General features: G+C 67.9%; 16 protein-coding genes. 7 read left to right on the top strand and 9 right to left on the bottom strand.

What is annotated here, in order from left to right; genetic code table 11:
* The first annotated feature begins 13 nt into the window (after positions 1 to 13).
* Positions 14 to 1,879 carry a M48 family metallopeptidase gene (locus tag ACSFBE_RS21620; RefSeq protein ID WP_435492461.1) on the top strand — a complete coding sequence of 622 codons (1,866 nt, stop codon included), beginning with the start codon at positions 14 to 16 and terminating at the stop codon, positions 1,877 to 1,879.
* On the opposite strand, the gene ACSFBE_RS21615 is transcribed toward ACSFBE_RS21620, so the two are convergent.
* The 4 genes from ACSFBE_RS21615 to ACSFBE_RS21600 form a co-directional block, all read right to left on the bottom strand.
* Positions 1,869 to 2,744, bottom strand: coding sequence for a carbohydrate ABC transporter permease (locus ACSFBE_RS21615; RefSeq protein ID WP_435492460.1), 876 nt, complete (start codon positions 2,742 to 2,744; stop codon positions 1,869 to 1,871). The two genes, ACSFBE_RS21620 and ACSFBE_RS21615, sit on opposite strands and share 11 nt — an antisense overlap.
* Positions 2,741 to 3,649 (bottom strand): carbohydrate ABC transporter permease, encoded by a 909-nt coding sequence (locus ACSFBE_RS21610; RefSeq protein WP_435492459.1) that lies wholly within the window; start codon positions 3,647 to 3,649, stop codon positions 2,741 to 2,743. Before ACSFBE_RS21610 ends, ACSFBE_RS21615 begins: the two co-directional genes overlap by 4 nt.
* 67 nt (positions 3,650 to 3,716) lie before the next feature.
* The gene (locus tag ACSFBE_RS21605) at positions 3,717 to 5,045 is read right to left on the bottom strand and encodes an ABC transporter substrate-binding protein (RefSeq protein ID WP_435492458.1); all 1,329 of its coding nucleotides are present in this window, start codon (positions 5,043 to 5,045) and stop codon (positions 3,717 to 3,719) included.
* 40 nt (positions 5,046 to 5,085) lie between these two features.
* The gene (locus ACSFBE_RS21600) at positions 5,086 to 6,159 is read right to left on the bottom strand and encodes an ABC transporter ATP-binding protein (protein ID WP_435492457.1); all 1,074 of its coding nucleotides are present in this window, start codon (positions 6,157 to 6,159) and stop codon (positions 5,086 to 5,088) included.
* Positions 6,160 to 6,382: 223 nt separating this feature from the next.
* Here ACSFBE_RS21600 and ACSFBE_RS21595 point away from each other — a divergent pair, with 223 nt between their 5' ends.
* The 3 genes from ACSFBE_RS21595 to ACSFBE_RS21585 are packed head-to-tail and all read left to right on the top strand — an operon-like array spanning position 6,383 to position 9,956.
* The gene (locus ACSFBE_RS21595; protein ID WP_435492456.1) at positions 6,383 to 7,114 is read left to right on the top strand and encodes a FadR/GntR family transcriptional regulator; all 732 of its coding nucleotides are present in this window, start codon (positions 6,383 to 6,385) and stop codon (positions 7,112 to 7,114) included.
* Positions 7,111 to 8,130 carry a D-erythronate dehydrogenase gene (denD, locus tag ACSFBE_RS21590; protein WP_435492455.1) on the top strand — a complete coding sequence of 340 codons (1,020 nt, stop codon included), beginning with the start codon at positions 7,111 to 7,113 and terminating at the stop codon, positions 8,128 to 8,130. Before ACSFBE_RS21595 ends, denD begins: the two co-directional genes overlap by 4 nt.
* The gene (locus ACSFBE_RS21585; RefSeq protein ID WP_435492454.1) at positions 8,127 to 9,956 is read left to right on the top strand and encodes an IlvD/Edd family dehydratase; all 1,830 of its coding nucleotides are present in this window, start codon (positions 8,127 to 8,129) and stop codon (positions 9,954 to 9,956) included. Before denD ends, ACSFBE_RS21585 begins: the two co-directional genes overlap by 4 nt.
* A 67-nt stretch (positions 9,957 to 10,023) precedes the next feature.
* Here ACSFBE_RS21585 and ACSFBE_RS21580 read toward each other — a convergent pair whose 3' ends face one another.
* The 5 genes from ACSFBE_RS21580 to ACSFBE_RS21560 all read right to left on the bottom strand — a co-directional run bounded on the left by ACSFBE_RS21580 (position 10,024) and on the right by ACSFBE_RS21560 (position 16,124).
* On the bottom strand, positions 10,024 to 12,417 hold the full coding sequence (locus ACSFBE_RS21580) for a phosphocholine-specific phospholipase C (RefSeq protein ID WP_435492453.1): 2,394 nt from the start codon (positions 12,415 to 12,417) through the stop codon (positions 10,024 to 10,026).
* A 20-nt stretch (positions 12,418 to 12,437) separates the two neighbouring features.
* Positions 12,438 to 12,635 carry a hypothetical protein gene (locus ACSFBE_RS21575; protein WP_435492452.1) on the bottom strand — a complete coding sequence of 66 codons (198 nt, stop codon included), beginning with the start codon at positions 12,633 to 12,635 and terminating at the stop codon, positions 12,438 to 12,440.
* Positions 12,636 to 12,853: 218 nt separating this feature from the next.
* Positions 12,854 to 13,624 (bottom strand): SDR family oxidoreductase, encoded by a 771-nt coding sequence (locus ACSFBE_RS21570; RefSeq protein WP_435492451.1) that lies wholly within the window; start codon positions 13,622 to 13,624, stop codon positions 12,854 to 12,856.
* Positions 13,625 to 13,752: 128 nt separating this feature from the next.
* Positions 13,753 to 15,063 (bottom strand): leucine-rich repeat-containing protein kinase family protein, encoded by a 1,311-nt coding sequence (locus ACSFBE_RS21565; RefSeq protein ID WP_435492450.1) that lies wholly within the window; start codon positions 15,061 to 15,063, stop codon positions 13,753 to 13,755.
* Positions 15,060 to 16,124 carry an MBL fold metallo-hydrolase gene (locus ACSFBE_RS21560; RefSeq protein WP_435492449.1) on the bottom strand — a complete coding sequence of 355 codons (1,065 nt, stop codon included), beginning with the start codon at positions 16,122 to 16,124 and terminating at the stop codon, positions 15,060 to 15,062. The genes ACSFBE_RS21565 and ACSFBE_RS21560 overlap by 4 nt, the downstream gene beginning before the upstream one ends.
* Positions 16,125 to 16,277: 153 nt before the next feature.
* Here ACSFBE_RS21560 and ACSFBE_RS21555 point away from each other — a divergent pair, with 153 nt between their 5' ends.
* The 3 genes from ACSFBE_RS21555 to ACSFBE_RS21545 form a co-directional block, all read left to right on the top strand.
* Complete coding sequence (locus tag ACSFBE_RS21555; protein WP_435492448.1) at positions 16,278 to 16,709, top strand: MerR family transcriptional regulator; 432 nt, start codon at positions 16,278 to 16,280, stop codon at positions 16,707 to 16,709.
* A gap of 27 nt (positions 16,710 to 16,736) precedes the next feature.
* On the top strand, positions 16,737 to 17,498 hold the full coding sequence (gene can / locus ACSFBE_RS21550; RefSeq protein WP_435492447.1) for a carbonate dehydratase: 762 nt from the start codon (positions 16,737 to 16,739) through the stop codon (positions 17,496 to 17,498).
* A gap of 42 nt (positions 17,499 to 17,540) precedes the next feature.
* Positions 17,541 to 17,656: thiolase family protein (locus ACSFBE_RS21545; protein WP_435492569.1), on the top strand; the 116-nt coding region annotated here is incomplete at its 3' end.

Raw genomic sequence — 17,656 nt, 5'->3', positions numbered from 1 at the left:
GACGGAGTGCTGAATGACAGCTGAATCGACTGTTCGGGCCGACCTTGTGAAGGTCTTCCTGCTGACCGTGGCATGGCTGTTCGTCATTCCCGCGGCCACGCTCTTCTTCACCGATTACGCGTTGCGCACGCAGGACGCGGCCTTCCTCGAGCGGGTCGAGCAGCGGGTTGCCGCCGACGCCCGCCGTTCTCCCGACGAGAAGCGCGAGTTGATCGGGTTCTACCGTGCGCATCCGCTCTCGGCGGCCTGCAGCGCGTCGGGGCCGGACGAGCAGGCATTCCACGACCAGGTCTGCGAAACCTATTCGATGCATTGGCAGTTCCATTGGGCAGAGCGCGCTGCCCGGGCAACGCTGTTGCTCGGTGTCGCACTGCTGCTGACCGCGCTCGCCCTGGGCGCACTGGCCTTCGTCAACCGGGGCCTCCGTTACGCAAGCTTCGTCGCCGGCTGGCGGGTGATCACGGTCGGCAGTGCCGTCGAGGTGGTGCTGCAGAGCGCGATGGTGGTCTGGCTGTCGTTCTGGCTCACCGCCTACTTCTGGGAGCGTTACTACATCAAGCTGGTGGGCATCGCCGGCGTCGCGGCGGCGGCCGCCGTGTTCTTCGCGATCTACACCTTGTTCAAGAAAACGGCCAGCGTCAACGAGATCGAGGGAGACCTGCTGACGCCCGAGGCCGCACCACGGCTCTGGCAGCGCATCCGCACGCTGGCCGCACAGGTCGAGACGGCGCCGCCTGACCAGGTGGTCGCCGGCATCGATACCAACTTCTTCGTGACCGAAGCGCCTTGCGTGGTGCAGGGCCGGGCGGTTCAGGGCCGCACGCTCTTCATCAGCATTCCGCTGTTGCGGGTGCTCGACACGCAGGAGGCCGATGCCGTGCTGGCGCACGAACTCGCGCATTTGGGCGGTGGCGACACGAAGAGCAGCGCCATGCTCGGACCGAAGCTGCAGCAGTTCGACCAGTACACCTGGGAAATGCGCGGCGGCGGCCTGACGATCGTTGCGCATTACGTGCTGCGGCTCTACCGCATGATCTTCTCCTTCGCGCTGTCACGCGACAGCCGGGAGCGCGAGTACACCGCCGACCGGGTGGCGGCGGGCCTGACCGCACCGCGCGCGATCGTGCAGTCGCTCATCAAGATATCGGCGTATGCAAGCTACCGCAACGACGTGGAACATCGGCTCTTCGCGCAAGATCGCCAGCATGGCGCCTCGCTCGGCATCGCCGGCTACGTGGCCGAAGGCCTGCAGCCCTACGCGCGGTCCGACGCGTTCATCGCCACCATGCAGACGGCCGACGTGCCGCATCCGTACGACAGCCACCCCCCGCTGCTCGAGCGCATGCGGAACGTGGGGCACACGGTGGGCGAGCAGGACTATGGCGCCATCGTCACCACCGTGCCGGAGGCGTCATGGGTCGACGACATGCCGACGGCGCACGAGATCGAGCAGCGACTCTGGGCCCGCTACGAGCAGCAGTTCTCGGAATCGCACGAACGCAGCCTGGCCTACCGCTACGAACCCGGGAACGACGAGGAGCGCGCCATCGTGCTGCGCCATTTCCCGCAGGTCGCGTTCACGCTCAAGAACGACGCGCGCATCGAGGTGAGCTATCAGGGCATGCACGCCACCGCCGACGGCGGCCAGCACATCGGTTGGGACGAGGTCAAGGGCCTGAGCTTCAGCAACAGCAGTTTCGGCAACACGCTGGTGGTGACCCACTTCGACAAGGGCGTGCTGGGTTCACGCACCACCAAGATCAAACTGCGCGGCCTCGGGAAGGACGAAGCCACATTCAAGGCGGTGGTCAGCCAATACTGGCACCGCCATCAGGTGATGCGCGCGCAGCAGGCGGCGCGGGAGGTCGTCACTCCTTGACCGACCCCGTCATCCCCGACACGTAGTACTCGACGAAGAACGAGTAGATGAAGGCCACCGGCAGCGAGCCGAGCAGTGCGCCGGCCATCAGCGGCCCCCACTGGTAGACGTCGCCCTGCACCAGCTCGGTCACCACGCCGACCGGCACCGTCTTCACTTCCGACGACGAGATGAAGGTCAGCGCGTAGATGAACTCGTTCCACGACAGCGTGAAGGCGAAGATGCCGGCCGAGATGAGGCCGGGCACCGCCAGCGGCAGCACGATCTTCACCAGGATCTGCCAGCGGCTCGCACCGTCGATCAGCGCGCACTCTTCCAGCTCCGCCGGGATGGAGCGGAAGTAGCCCATCAGCAGCCAGGTGCAGAAGGGGATGAGGAAGGTCGGGTAGGTGAGGATCAACGCCCAGCGCGTGTCGAACAGGCCGAGGTTGAACACCACGTTGGCCAGCGGGATGAACAGGATCGACGGCGGCACCATGTACGCCAGGAAGATCGAGAGGCCCACCTGCTTGGAGCCTTTGAAGCGCAGCCGCTCGATGGCGTAGGCCGCGAACACCGAAGCCGCGAGCGACACGAAGGTCGACACCACCGACACCAGCACCGTGTTCCACAGCCATTGCGGGTAGGCCGTTTCGAACAGCAGCTTGTAGAAGTGCTGCAGCGTGGGCTTGATCACCCAGAATGGGTTGCCGTCGCGCGCCAACAGTTCGGCCTCGGGCTTCACCGAGGTCACGGCCATCCAATAGAACGGGAACAGCAGCACGATCAGGAACACGACGAGCGGGAGGTAGACCGTCACCGCTTTGCGCGGGATCGAGTCCAGGTAGCTCATGCCGACCGCGTCGACTTGGCTCGAGTTGCTCATTTGTCGCTCCCACCTTGTTGCCATGCACGGCGCTGCAGGCCGAAGAAACTGAACATCACGCAGGCCAGCAGGAAGGGCACCATCGCAATCGCGATCGCCGCACCTTCACCCAGGGCACCGCCGGAGATGGCGCGTTGGAACGAGAGGGTGGCCATCAGGTGCGTCGCGTTCAGCGGCCCGCCGCGGGTGATCACGTAGATCAGCTGGAAATCGGTGAAGGTGAACAGCACCGAGAAGGTCATGACCACCGCGATGATGGGCGTGAGCAGCGGCATCGTCACATGGCGGAACTGCTGCCAAGGCGTCGCGCCGTCGATGGCGGACGCTTCGTAGTACGAAGGCGAAATCGTCTGCAGACCGGCCAGCAGCGTGATTGCCACGAAGGGCACGCCGCGCCAGACGTTGGCGATGATCACCGAGATGCGCGCGTTCCAGGGGTCGCCGAGGAAGTCGATGTAGTGGTCGATCAGCCCCATCTTCACCAGCGCCCAGCTGACGATGGAGAACTGCGAGTCGTAGATCCACCAGAAGGCGATGGCCGAAAGCGCGGTGGGCACGATGTAGGGCAGCAGGATCACCGCCCGGAAGAAGGTCTTGAAGCGGAGGTTCTTGTTCAGCAGGATCGCGAGATAAAGCCCAAGCAGGAACTTGAACACGCTCGCCACGAAGGTATAGAACAGCGTGTTGAACAACGCGAGCCGCGTGACCGCATCGCCCCACAGGTATTCGTAGTTCTCGAGGCCGATCCACTGCCCCGGCCGGCCGACCTTGGCGTCGGTGAAGCCGAGCCAGGTGCCCAGCCCGAGCGGGTACGTCAGGAACACCAGCAGCAGCAGCGCCGCTGGCAGCATGAACATGGCGCCGAGCGCGTTGCGACTGTTCTGGAATCGGGCCAGGAGTGTCATGGGGCGGGATGTGGTCGAAGGACGAGGGCTGCCGCCCGGCACCGCAGCACCGGGCGGGCGGGGACGCTCAGAGCTTGTAATAGCGCTCGGCGCGCTTCTGGGCGCGCTCGGCCGCTTCCTTCGGCGTCTTGGCGCCGCTCGCCGCTTCGGCCACCATGTTCGGAATGATGAAGTCCGCCGCCGCGCCGGCCGAGGCATAGCCCAGCTTGCCGTCGTAGCCGCCCGGGCGCAGGTTCTTCACCGAGTCGCGGTACGGCAGGTTCTTCGGGTCCGAACTCCAGATCGCGCTGTTCTCGTAGAAGCGCAGCGGTTGCGCCACGTAGCCGCCACCACCTTGCAGCCAGGGGTCGAACTGCTCCTTCTCCATCATGAAGCGCAGGAATTCCTTCGAGGCCTGCGGAAACTTCGTGTACTTCATGATCATCTGGTTGAAGAACAGATGCGACTCGGTCGGCACGCCCACCGGCCCGATCGGGAACACCGCATGGTTGATGTCCGCCGCCATCTCCTTGACCTTGGGGTCCGGCGAGTTCTTCGCGGCGTAGTAGATCGAGATGCCGTTGTTCGTGACGCTGATCTGTCCGTCGAGGAAGGCCTTGTTGTTGTTCGGGTCCAGCCACGACAGGGTGCCCGGGATGAAGTTGGCATACAGCTCCTTGGCGTACTCCAGCGCCTTCAGCGTCTCGGGGCTGTCGATCACGACCTTGTTGCTCTTGTCGACCAGCTTGCCGCCGTGCGACCAGACCAGCCAGTTGCACCAGGTGCTGTCGCCGGTCGCGTTGCCCAGCGCCATGCCGCCCGGCGTGCCTTTTTCCTTCAGTGCCTTGTAGAGCTTGAGGAAGTCGTCGGTGGTCTTCGGGAAGGTCGCGAAGCCGGCCGCCTTCACCATGCTCTCGCGGTAGACGATGAGCGAGCCCGAGGCGCCCAGCGGCAGGCCCAGCCACTTCTTGCCGTCGGGGCGCATGAAGGTCTCGCCGGCCGGGTACCAGCCGCCGTACTTCTTGCCCAGGTACTCAGCCAGATCGGTCACATCGAGCAGCTTGTCGGGGTAGAGGTTCGCGTCGTCGTTGGTCGAGAGGATGATGTCCGGCCCGGCGCCGGTGTTGGCTGCCACCGCGGCCTTCGGGCGCACGTCTTCCCAGCCTTCGTTGTCCACGCGCACCTCGACGCCGGTGGCCTCGGTGAACTTCTTGACGTTGGCCATGTAGGCGTCGATGTCGCCCTGCACGAAGCGGCTCCAGCGCAGCACGCGCAGCTTGGCGCCCTTCTCGGGCTTGAACGTCATGTTCTGCGCGTGGGCGAAGGGCGTGAAGAGAGCGGTGCCGGCGCCTACCGAAGCGGCTGCAGCGACGCCGGCCGAGCCTTCGAGAAACTTGCGGCGATTGAAATCACTCATTCGATGTCTCCTGTCTTGTTGAACGAACCGAAAGGGAAAATCAGACCGCCAATCTCTGACCGCTGGCCGCGTCGAAGAGGTGGGCGCGCTGCAGGTCGGGCTGCAGGTGGATGGTGCTGCCCGGCGCGAAGTCGTGGCGCTCGCGGAACACGGCCGACAGCTCGGTGCCCTCGTGCCGGCACGCGACGAAGGTGTCCATGCCGGTGGGCTCCATCACCGCCACGCGCGCCGGGATGCCGCCGCCCGAAGCCAGTGCAAGGTGCTCGGGCCGCGTGCCGTAGACCACCGGCTGCCCGTCGGCGCCGCCCGCGTGCAGCGGCGCGTCGAGCTGCGTGCCGTCCTTCAATTCAACGCGCGCCCCGCCGCCGCTGCGGCGCAGCGTGCCCGGCAGGAAGTTCATCGCCGGCGAACCGATGAAGCCGGCGACGAACTGGTTGGCCGGGTGGTCGTACAGATCCAGCGGTGTGCCGGTCTGTTCGATGCGGCCGTCGCGCATCACCACGATCTTGTCGCCCATGGTCATCGCTTCGATCTGGTCGTGCGTGACGTAGATCGACGTGGTCTTCAGCCGCTGGTGCAGCTCCTTGATCTCGCTGCGCATCGCCACGCGCAGCTTGGCGTCGAGGTTGGACAGTGGCTCGTCGAAGAGAAAGACCTGCGGGTCGCGCACGATGGCGCGGCCCATCGCCACGCGCTGGCGCTGGCCGCCGGAGAGCTGGCGCGGGTAGCGGTCGAGCAGCGGCGTGAGCGCGAGGATCTCGGCCGCGCGCTGCACCTTGCTCGTGATGGTCGCCTTGTCGGCCTTGGCCAGCGTCAGCGAGAAGGCCATGTTGTCGCGCACCGTCATGTGCGGGTAAAGCGCGTAGTTCTGGAACACCATCGCGATGTCGCGCTCCTTCGGCGGCAGGTCGTTCACCCGCTTCTCACCGATGCGGATCTCGCCGCCGTGGATTTCCTCGAGCCCCGCGATCATCCGCAGCAGCGTCGACTTGCCGCAGCCCGACGGGCCGACCAGCACCGTGAACGAACCGTCGGGGATGTCGATGTCGACGCCGTGAAGGATGGGGACGTCGCCGAAGCTCTTCTTGACCGCCTGAATCGTGACACTGGCCATGCGATGCAATCCTGTGGGTTCGCGAGGGAAGGCGACGCGGAGACGTCCGCGTCGCAGCAGCCTGCGCAGTATCTGCCGCTCTCATGCAACCGGTATCAGGGCAAACCGGTAGGAGAAAACCCCCGGTGATTTGTATGATCACCCGATAACCGTGCGCCAAAATTCCGCTGCCGTGCAGGCCAACCGCTCTTCTGTCCGTCCTTCCGCCGAACCGCTCCGCCTCATGGCGGATCGCCTGTCCGATCGCCTCGCGCAGCGCCTGGGCGACCAGATCGAATCCGGTGCGCTGCGGCCAGGCGACCGCCTGCCCACCGAACAGCAGCTCGCCGTCGCGCATGGCGTGTCGCGCACGGTGGTGCGCGAGGCCGTGCACCAGCTGCGCTCGCGTGCGCTGCTGGTGTCGCGTCAGGGCTCGGGCGTGTTCGTGGCGCAGACGCCGACCCACCAGCCGCTGGCCTTCGACCCCACGGTGCTCGACTCGGTGCAGGCCGTGGTGCATGTGGTCGAAGTGCGCCGCGTGCTCGAAGGCGAGATCGCCGCGCTCGCGGCCGAGCGCGCCACGCGCGCCCAGATCGCCGCGCTGCGGCGTGCGCTCAAGGCCATCGACGCCGCGGTCGCGGCCGGTCAGGACGGCGTGGCCGAAGACCTGGCCTTCCACCGCGTCATCGGCGAGTCGAGCGGCAACCCGCAATTCCGATTGCTGCTCGGCTTTCTCGAGCAGTACCTGCGCGAAGGCATGCGCATCACGCGCGGCAACGAAGCGCGGCGCCTCGACTTCATGGAGGCGGTGCAGCACGAGCACCGCGCCATCGTCGAGGCGATCGCCGCGCGCGACCCTGACGAAGCCCGCCGCTGCGCCACGCACCACATCCTGCGTGGCGAGCAGCGGCTGGTCGAAGGCGGCGTCATCTCGGGACGCCGCAAACGGAAAACCTCAAAGGAGACTGACCCATGAAACTACTTATCACCGGCGGCGGCGGCTTTCTCGGCGCGCGGCTCGCGCGCACGCTGCTGGCCCGCGGCACCCTTGACGGCCGGCGCATCGAGCGCGTGGTGCTGACCGACATCGCGCCGCCACCGGCCGACCTCGTCGCCGACAAGCGCGTCGAGGCCCGTACCGGCCCGCTGCTCACGCAGACCGACGCCTTGAAGACCGAAGCCTTCGATGGCGTGTTCCACCTGGCCTCGGCGGTGTCGGGCGAATGCGAGGCCGACTTCGACCTCGGACTGCGCTCGAACCTCGACAGCACGCGCGCCCTGCTCGACGCGTTGCGCGCCAACGTGAACGCCGGCGGCAAGGCGACGCGCTTCGTCTTCTCGAGCTCGGTCGCGGTGTTCGGCCCCGACCCGGCCGTGCCCTTCCCGAAGCTGGTGGCCGACGACACGCTGCCCACGCCGCAGACCTCGTACGGCACGCAGAAGCTGATCTGCGAACACCTCATCGCCGACTACACGCGCAAGGGCTATCTCGACGGCCGTGCGGCACGCCTGATGACGGTGACCGTGCGCCCCGGCAAGCCCAACGGCGCCGCCTCGTCCTTCTTCAGCGGCATCATCCGCGAGCCACTGGCGGGTGTGGAATCGATCTGCCCGGTGTCGCCCGAGGTGTCGCACCCGATGGCGTCACCAACCCGCACGGTCGAGGGCCTGATCGCCGTCTACGAAGCCACGCGCGAGGCCTTCGTCGGCCGCACCGCCCTCAACCTGCCGGGCCTGAACGTGCGCGTGGCCGACATGCTCGACGCGCTGGAAGAAGTGGCCGGCCCCAAGGTGCGGGCGCTGGTGCGCTTCGAGCGCGATGAGCGCATCGCCGGCATCGTGGCCAACTGGCCGAGCGGCGCGACCGCGGTGCGCGCCGGCCAACTCGGCCTGCACCCGCATGACAACTTCGCCGACATCATTCGGCTCTACATCGACGACTGCAAGGCGCAGCCGAACGCCGATCAAACCCTGAAGGGACTGTCCCTGTGAAAAAGAAAAGCCCCACGCCCCGCAGCCAACCCAAGAAGCCCGCGGGCGCACTGAAACTGCGCTCGCAGGCCTGGTTCGACAACCCGGCCAACACCGACATGACGGCGCTCTACCTCGAGCGCACGATGAACTACGGCCTCGGCTTCGACGAGCTGCAGTCGGGCCGCCCGATCATCGGCATCGCGCAGACTGGCTCGGACATCGCGCCGTGCAATCGCCACCACCTCGTGCTGGCCGAACGCGTGAAGGAAGGCATTCGCGACGCGGGTGGCATCGCCTTCGAGTTCCCGATCCATCCGATCCAGGAGACCTGCAAGCGCCCGACCGCCGCGCTCGACCGCAACCTGCAGTACCTGTCGCTGGTCGAGATCCTCTACGGCTACCCGATCGACGGTGTGGTGCTCACCACCGGCTGCGACAAGACCACGCCGGCGCAGCTGATGGCGGCCGCCACGGTCGACATCCCGGCCATCGCGCTCAACTCGGGCCCCATGCTCAACGGCTGGTACAAGGGCGAGCGCACCGGCTCGGGCACCATCGTGTGGAAGGCGCGCGAGTTGCTCGCCGCCGGCGAGATCGACGACAAGGGCTTCCTGAAGCTCGTTGCGTCCTCGGCCCCGTCGACCGGCCACTGCAACACCATGGGCACCGCGTCGACGATGAACTCGCTGACCGAAGCGCTCGGCATGACGCTGCCCGGCAGTGCCGCGATTCCCGCGCCCTATCGAGATCGCCAGGAGATGGCCTACATGACGGGCAAGCGCATCGTCGAGATGGTGCGCGAGAACCTGAAGCCCTCGGACATCATGACCCGCGCCGCCTTCGAGAACGCGATCATCGTGAACTCGGCCATCGGCGGCTCGACCAATGCGCCGATCCACCTCAACGCCATCGCGCGCCACATCGGCGTCGAGCTGCACACGGCCGACTGGGAAAAGTACGGCTACAAGATTCCGCTGCTGGTGAACATGCAGCCGGCGGGCGAATACCTCGGCGAGGACTACTACCGCGCAGGCGGCGTGCCGGCGGTGGTGGCCGAGCTGATCGCCAAGGGGCTGATCCAGCCGGCGCTCACGGCCAACGGCAAGACGATCGTCGAGAACTGCGAAGGCCGCTTCACCGAAGACCGGAAGGTGATCTTCCCGTACGCCAAGCCGATGAAGAAGAACGCCGGCTTCCTGAACTTCAAGGGCAACCTGTTCGACTCGGCCATCATGAAGACGAGCGTGATCACGCCGGAGTTCCAGGAGCGTTACCTCAACGATGCGAACGACCCGATGGCCTTCGAGGGAACGGCCGTGGTGTTCGACGGGCCGGAGGACTACCACGCGCGCATCGACGATCCGAAGATGAAGATCGACGAACGCAGCGTGCTCTTCATGCGCGGCGTGGGGCCGGTCGGCTACCCCGGCGCCGCCGAGGTGGTGAACATGCGCGCACCGAGCTACCTGCTGAAGAAGGGCATCACCGCGCTGCCGTGCATCGGCGACGGCCGGCAGTCGGGCACCTCCGGCTCGCCGTCGATCCTGAATGCTTCGCCCGAAGCCGCGACCGGTGGTGCGCTGGCGCTGCTGCGCACCGGCGACCGCGTGCGCATCGACCTGAAGAAGCGCACGGCGAACATGCTGGTGTCCGACGAGGAACTGGCCAAGCGCCGCGCGAAGCTCGACGCTGCCGGCGGCTACCCGTACCCGCCGAGCCAGACGCCGTGGCAGGAGATCCAGCGTGGCGTGGTCGACGAGTTGTCCGAGGGCATGGTGCTCAAGCCCGCGGTCAAGTACCAGAAGATCCATGCGACCTTCGGGGTGCCGCGGGACAACCACTGAGCATGTGTGAAGGAACCGGCCGCGCTCGCGACGGTTCCTTCATGCGTTCCGAGTCGCGGGCGGGTGCCTAGAAGCGGTCAGGCAGACCCATGGCCGGATCGCTGACCGAGTGCCGGCCGGTCTCGACCCGGCCGGCGAAGCGGCGGTAGTAGGCCGCATCGGCATCGCAGGTCACGACGAAGTCGTACCAGTTGCCGCTGCCGTCGAGGCTCCAGCCCATCTCCGCATCGGCACCGCCCTTGACGTTGAAGCTCCACGACCGGTCGCGGCCGTGGCCCGGCCCGCCGTGGTGGCCGCGGTCGTCGCCTTTGCCACGCTCGTCGCTTCCGCGGTTGTCCTTCCAGTCATCGTCCTTCCCGTGGCCGCGGCCGCCGCGCACGACCGGTGGCGCGTAGGCGGCGTTCGACTGCACCGTGAAGCGGCAATCGCGACGGCCCTCGTTGCGCAGCTGCAGGTAGAGGTCACCGCGGCGCGTGTCATAGCCGACGCGGATTTCGGGCGAGGGCGCACCGCCGGCGCGCAGCCGGTTCAGATCGCCCTTGAACTCGCGGTGAAAGCCGTTCGGGCCGAGCACCCACAGGTCGTAGAGGCCCGCGTCGTCCGTCATCGCCGCCCAGTGGTCACCGAGCTGCTTGCCGGGCTCGACCATGAAACGGCGCGGCAGTCGGTCGGACAGATGCCGCTTGTCGTACACGTGGAACACAGCCGCCGCCCGCCCGCTGTTGGCGAACAGCAGCTGCACGCGGCCGTTCTGCACGTCGGTGCGCGCACTGGTGTGCAGTTCGTAGGGCAAGGCCCGCGACGGACGCACGCCGGACGCCTGGGCTGGCAGTGCGAGGTCGGGCTGCGGCGTCAGCTTGGGCAGGGCCTGCTGGGCGGCGGTGAGCGCGTCGGCCCCGGCCTTGGTGGTGCGACCGGCCAGCGTGGGCAGCGGCTCGTCGTTGGGGCGTTCGAAGTTGAAGGCGCTGGTGAGGTCGCCGCAGACGGCGCGGCGGTACGCGCTGATCTGCGGCTCTTGCACGCCGAAGCACTTCTCCAGGAAGAGCAGGGTGGAGGTGTGGTCGCAGACCTGCGAGTTGACCCAACCGCCGCGGCTCCAGGGCGAGACGATCCACATCGGCACGCGCGGGCCGGGGCCGTAGGGGCGGCCGTCCACCGCCGGCTGGCTGGCCGTGGCGGGCGCGTAGTCGTGGTACTCGACCGCGACGTCGGCGGCCGCCATGGTGGTGCCGCCCGCCAGCGTGCCGTCGGGGTTGCGCGAGGGCGCGGAGGGCGTGGGCAGGTGGTCGAAGAAGCCGTCGTTCTCGTCGAAGTTGATGAGCAGCACCGTCTTGCTCCAGACCTCGGGGTTGGCGGTCAGCGCGTCCAGCACTTCCTGCACATACCAGCCGCCCTTGGCCGGGCTCGAGGGGCCGGGGTGCTCGCTGTAGGCTGACGGGGAAATGATCCACGACACCGCCGGCAGGGTGCCGTTGCGGATGTCCTCGCGGAAGGTCTCCAGGAAGCCATAGGGCATCGTGTTGCCGAAGCCCTTGGCCAGCGGGCTCAACGCGTCGTCCACGCTCGCGTCGTAGAACGGGCCGGCCGCGGTCACTGGCTGGGTGATGTCGGTCGCGGGCACGTAGACCGGGCGGCGCGACGCGGGCATCTGCTCGACGGCCGCGCGCCAGTGGCGAAAGCTCATCATCTCGTTGCAGCCGAAGTTGTCGACCAGGCTCTGGTAGACCTTCCACTTCACGCCGGCCTTCTCCAGCCGGTCGGCATAGGTGGTCCAGGTCCAGCCCTGGGTCGACGGGCCGATGTCGTTGCCGGCATTGAACTGGTTGTTCAGGGCGGCGACCTGCACCTTGCTGCCGTCGACCGGGCTCGCGCCGTTGGGGCCGTTGGTGCCGCTCCAGTAGAAAAGCCGGTTGGCGATGGTGCCGGTGTGCATGCCGCAGTGGTAGTGGTCGCACAGCGTGAAGGCATCGGCCAGCGCGCGCTGGAACGGCACTTCGGCGGTGTCGTAGTAGCCCATCGACAGCAGGTTCTTCGCATCCGGCCACTTGAACATGCGGCCATGGTCCCAGGCCGCCTGCGAGTCGGCCCAGCTGTGCGGCGTGCTGCCGGCGCGCTGCGCGTTGCCCTGGCTTCCGTCCAGGTGGTAGGGCACGTAGGTGCTGGGCGGCGTCGTCTTGGTGTAGGTCTGATGGAAGACGTTCTTGCCGTTCGGCGTGGGCACCGCGAAGCGGTCGCCATAGCCGCGCACGCCCTTGAAGGTGCCGAAGTAGCTGTCGAAGGAGCGGTTCTCCTGCATCAGCAGCACGACGTGCTTGACGTCCTTGATGGTGCCGGTGTCGTGGTGCGCGGGGATGGCCAGGGCACGCCGGATGCTCGGGGGAAAGGCGGCGAGTGTTGCTGCGGCGATGCCGGTGGTGGCGGTGCCCTTGATGAAGTTGCGGCGCGAATTGGTCGTGGTCATGGGGTGCTTCTCTCCGGCGTTCACGGGGCGTAGCGCACGTCGGCGGGCGCGGCGGCGGACGAGTCGGCCGCCGGCGCTTCGATCTTGGCGGCGGTGGCAGTGTCGGTTTTCTGGGCGGCCGCGCCGGTGCCGGCGGCATTGCCGCCGCCGCAGCCGGCCAGCGCGCCGGCAACGATCAGCGCGCCGGCGGCGCAGAGGGAGGAAAGGGCGAAGTGCATCTGAAGGCTCGCTTTCTGTGTCGGGTGCGGGCGTGGGGGCCCGTGTGGTGAAAGCCCGCCGAGCCGGCTTCAGGGAGGACCCCGCCAGCGCCGTCGGACCCGACCAAGCCTAGGCACCGGCCATGTCGTTGTTGTGACTTTTGTCACGTTTTTCGGGCGTGCGGCACGGTCGAGCGCGTCGGCCGCGCCATCACCGACAACGCCGTTCAGGCGAAGGCTCAGCGCCCGTAGGCGGCTCCGCCGTCGACCACCAGCGTCGAGCCCATCACGTAGTCGCCGGCGCGCGAGGCCAGGAAGATCGCCGCGCCCGCCATGTCTTCCGGCGTGCCGATGCGGCCGGCCGGGATGCGGCCCTTGACCTCGTCACCGTGGTCACGCGCTTCCTTGTTCATGTCCGACGCGAAGGCGCCCGGGGCGATGGCGCTCACGGCGATGCGGTCGGGCGCCAGGCGCAGCGCCATGCGGCGGGTGAGGTGGATCAGCCCGGCCTTGCTGGCTGCGTACGAGTACGTCTCCCACGGGTTCACCGACAGCCCGTCGATCGACGCGATGTGGATCACCTTCGCCAGGTGGTCGGTGGCCGCCTTGCGGAGCATCGGCGTCAGCGCCTGCGTGAGGAAGAAGGGCGCCTTCATGTTGAGGTCGACCACCTTGTCCCAGCCGCTCTCGGGAAACTCGTCGTAGGGCGCGCCCCAGGCGGCACCGGCGTTGTTGACCAGGATGTCGAGCGAGTCCTCGTGTTCGGCGTAGGCCGCGACCAGGGCGTGCGCGCCTTCCAGCGTCGATACGTCGGCCGGCAGCGAGACGCAGGGGCCGAAGGCCGAGAGTTCCTTGGCGGTCTCGTCGCAGGCGGCCGCCTTGCGTGCCGAGATGTAGACCTTCGCGCCTTGCGCCAGAAAGCCCTCGGCGATCATGCGGCCGATGCCGCGCGAGCCGCCGGTGATGAGTGCGGTGCGGCCCTTGAGCGAGAAGAGGTGGGTGGTGTCCATGCGTTGTGTCTCCTGGTTGTGCGTGCCACCACGCAGGCGCAGTGGCGCGGGGAGAGGCAGCTTAGTGGCCGCTGCCAGCGGCCGCCGTCACCAAGGCGCCACGCGCTGGACGACCCATGCGGACCGCGTCAGCGCAGCGCGTCGAGCTGCGCGCTGATCTCGGCGAAGCCGGGGCGCGACGCGACCGTCGGTTCCACGCACCGTGCCTGCAAGGCCCGCAGTGCCGGGTCGGCCGTGTCGCAACGCGCCCCCAATTCCTCGATCAGGCAGCCGAAGGCGCGCACCTCGATGCGTTCGAGCGCCTCCGCCTGTTCTGCCGGATGGAACGACGCCGCGCCGAAGTCGCCGAGCAGCGCGACACCGGCGCTGTCGTGCAGGATGTTGTGCGCGTACAGGTCGCCATGCATCAGGCCGTGCGCGTGCAGATGCGCGGCGGCCGAGGCCATGCCCGCGGCCAGCGCGAGCGTCGCCTCGGGCGTGAAGCGCGTGTCGGGCGCGTACACATCGCGTGTGCACGAGTCCAGGCTGGGCGGGCCCGCCAGCACGTGGAAGGCTAGATCGATCAGCGGCATGACCAGCCCCTGCGCGCCCTCGGGGTGGCCGACGACGCGGCCCTGCGCGCCGATCAGCCCGCGGTGCAGGCCCGCGGCGATGCCGGCCGCCATCTCACTCGACGGCGAGCCGTCGCTGGTCATGGCGCCCTTGAACAGCTTGACCGCGACCGGCTGCCGCGTGCCATCCGGCTGCTGCAACGCGGCGCGCTGGATCACGCCCGACGCGCCTTCGCCCAGCACGGCGCCGGTGTCGAGGCGCGACCAGTCGATCTCGGGCAGCGCATGGCCCGCCAGCGCCTGCGCTTCCTGCACAGCCGTCAACGGGTTGCCGCCGTGCGCCAGCCAGGCCAGCCGCGGCAGCGCGCCCAGCCAGTCGGGCAGGGCCGTGAAGCGGTTGGCGGCGATGCGCAGCAGTTCGAGCGACGTGCCACCGGTAGCCAGGGTGTCGGGCAGCGCGCGCAGACGGTTGCCCGCGAGCATCAGCTTCTGCAGGCGCGGGCGCTGGCCGAGCGCGGCGGGCAGCGATTCGATCGCGTTGTCGGTGAGGATCAGCCAGCGCAGCCGCGGCGGCAGAGCGTCGCCCGGCACGGTGCGGATGCGGTTGGCCTTGAAGCCGACCATCTCGAGCTGCAGGCAGCCGCCCAGCACGGCGGGCAGTTCGGCGAAGCGGTTGTCGGAACAGAAGACGACGCGCAGGCGGTGCAGCCGGGGCAGGTCGTCCGGCAGCGCGTCGAGCGCATTGCGCGACAGGTCGAGGACCTCGAGCGTGTCGGCCAGCGCGTAGATCTCGCGCGGGAACTCGGTGAGCCCGGCGTCTCGCAGGTCGAGCCGCTGCGTGCCCGCGAGCGCTCCGCTGCGCAGGCGCGCCAGCATCGTCTCGCTCATCGGATGGCGAAGCGGTAGATGCCGTCGTCGCCGCGCGTGCGCCGCAGCTGGCCGGTGTGCCACAGCAGGTGCAGGTGGGCGACGGTCTCGCCCATCGCGAAGGTCAGCTGGTGCAGATCGAGCGCACGCTTGAACATGATCGGCACGCCCTCGGCGGCCGACAGCGGCCGCTCGCGGCAGCCGGCCAGCAGTTCGGCCAGGCGGTCGCGGTGGTGCTCTTCCAGTTGCTCGATGCGACGGTGCACGCCGGTGAAGGGCTTGCCGTGCGAGGGCAGCGCCAGCACGTCGGCCGGCAGTTCGCGGAAGCGCGCGATGCTGGCGAGGAAGAGCCGCAGCGAGTCGGCTTCGGGCTCGTCGGCATGCACGCTCACATTGGTCGAAATGCGCGGCAGCATCATGTCGCCGCCCAGCAGCACGTTGAGTTCTTCGCAGTACAGGGCAATGTGCTCCGGCGCATGGCCGTAGCCGCTGATGCAGCGCCAAGGGCGCCCGCCGATGTGCACCGTGGTGCCTTCCATCAGGCGCACGTACTGGCTCGGCAGCGCGGGCACCATGTGGCGGTAGTAGTTGGAGCGCTCGCGAATCTTCGCGACCGCCTCCGGGTCGACCAGCCCGTGCGACGCGTAGAAGCGCGCCGCCGAATCGCCACCCGCGGCGTTGTCCATGCCGCCGGCGCTGGTCATGTTGCGCGCTACGTAGAAGTCGGTGGCGCTCATCCACAGCGGCGCCTTCCAGTGCGCGCACAGCCAGTGGGCCAGGCCGATGTGGTCGGGGTGCATGTGCGTCACGATCACCCGCAGGATGGGCAGGCCCTGCAGTTGCGTCTCGAAGACCCGCTCCCACTGCTCGCGCGCCTCGCCGCGGTCGATGCAGCAGTCGACCACCGTCCAGCCCTCGACGCCATCGATGCGGTCGCGCAGCAGCCAGAGGTTGATGTGGTCGAGCGCGAAGGGCAGCGACATGCGGATCCAGCGCACGCCGGGCGCCACCTCGATCGTCTCGCCGGGCGCCGGCAACTGGTCGCCCAGCGGGTAATTCAGTTCGCGTTCGAGGAGGTTCATGTAGGATCGGAGGTTGACGTTGACGTCAACGTCACAGGAGGGGCCTTCATTGTAGGCAGCGCAGGCCAAACCCGCTGTCGCGCCCGCAACGGCCCTCGAAAACCATCGGCCCGCAAGGGGTGAACGCACCAGGAGCATCGTTTTTTCGTGCCCATGCCATCGACCTATTCCATCAGCGAACTCGCCCGGGAATTCGAGCTCACCACCCGGGCGATCCGCTTCTACGAGGACAAGGGCCTGCTGGCGCCCGAACGCTCGGGCGCGGGCGGCCTGCAGCGGGTGTACAGCGCGCGCGACCGCACGCGGCTGGCGCTCACCCTGCGTGCCAAGCGCCTGGGGCTGAGCCTGGACGAGGCAAAGGATATCCTCGACATCTACGACAGCCCGCGCGATACCGCGGCACAGTTGCAGAAGTTTCTCGACGTCCTGGGCGTCCATCGCGGGCAGCTCGAAGCGCAGATGGCCGAACTGCAGGCCAACCTCGCCGAAGTGCAGGCCCAGGAAAAGCAGGCGCGCGCCACCCTGGCGCGTGCCCTCAAGACCACGAAGGCGCCCCGCGCCCCGAAAAAGACCCGTGCGCACTGAGCGCACCTAACGAAGCCGAGAACGACCATGCCTGACGAATCGATCGAAGACCTGTTTGCCCACAACCGTGCCTGGTCGGCCCAGATGGAGCGCGACCGCCCGGGCTTCTTCACCAGCCTGGTGAAGCAGCAGACGCCCAAGTACATGTGGATCGGCTGCTCCGACAGCCGCGTGCCGGCCAACCAGATCACCGGCCTGGACCCGGGCGAGGTGTTCGTGCACCGCAACGTCGCCAACATCGTGGTGCACTCCGACCTCAACGCGCTGTCGGCCATCCAGTTCGCGGTCGACATGCTCAAGGTCGAGCACATCATGGTCGTGGGCCACTACGGCTGCGGCGGCGTGAAGGCGGCGCTCGACGGCATCCGCGTCGGCCTGGCCGACAACTGGATCCGCCACATTCAGGACGTACGCGACCGCCACATCGCCATGCTCGAGTCGCTGCCCGAGGAAGTGCGCGCCGACGCGCTGGTCGAACTCAACGTCGCCGAGCAGGTGGTCAACGTGGCTGTCAGCACGGTCATGGTCGACGCCTGGAGCCGCGGCCAGAAGGTGCGCATTCACGGCTGGAGCTTCGGCGTGCACGACGGCCTGTTGCAAGACCTTCAGATGTCGATGGACGGCAGCAAGCCGCTCGACGCCATCTACAAGGCCGCGGTGCAACGCATCCGCTACAAGTGGAGCAAGCCGGGCGAGTCGACGACCATCGTGCCGCGCCCGCGCACCGAGGCCTCGGTCGATGCGTTGCCGTCCGATGGCATCGCCGGCCGGCCCGCGCCGACCCCCTGATTTCCCTGGCGATCCATCCCCTCATCCCACAAGGAGACCTCCATGTCCGAATCCATCGTCATCGTCGGCGCTGCCCGCACCCCCATGGGCGCGTTCCAGGGCGACTTCTCTTCCCTCGCAGCGCATGACCTCGGCGGCGCCGCGATCAAGGCCGCGGT

Origin of the sequence: Variovorax sucrosi (assembly GCF_051216635.1) — a bacterium.
Lineage (GTDB): Bacteria > Pseudomonadota > Gammaproteobacteria > Burkholderiales > Burkholderiaceae_C > Variovorax.
The sequence above is the reverse complement of the archived record's forward strand: the minus strand, read 5'-3'. Positions and strand labels throughout refer to the sequence as shown.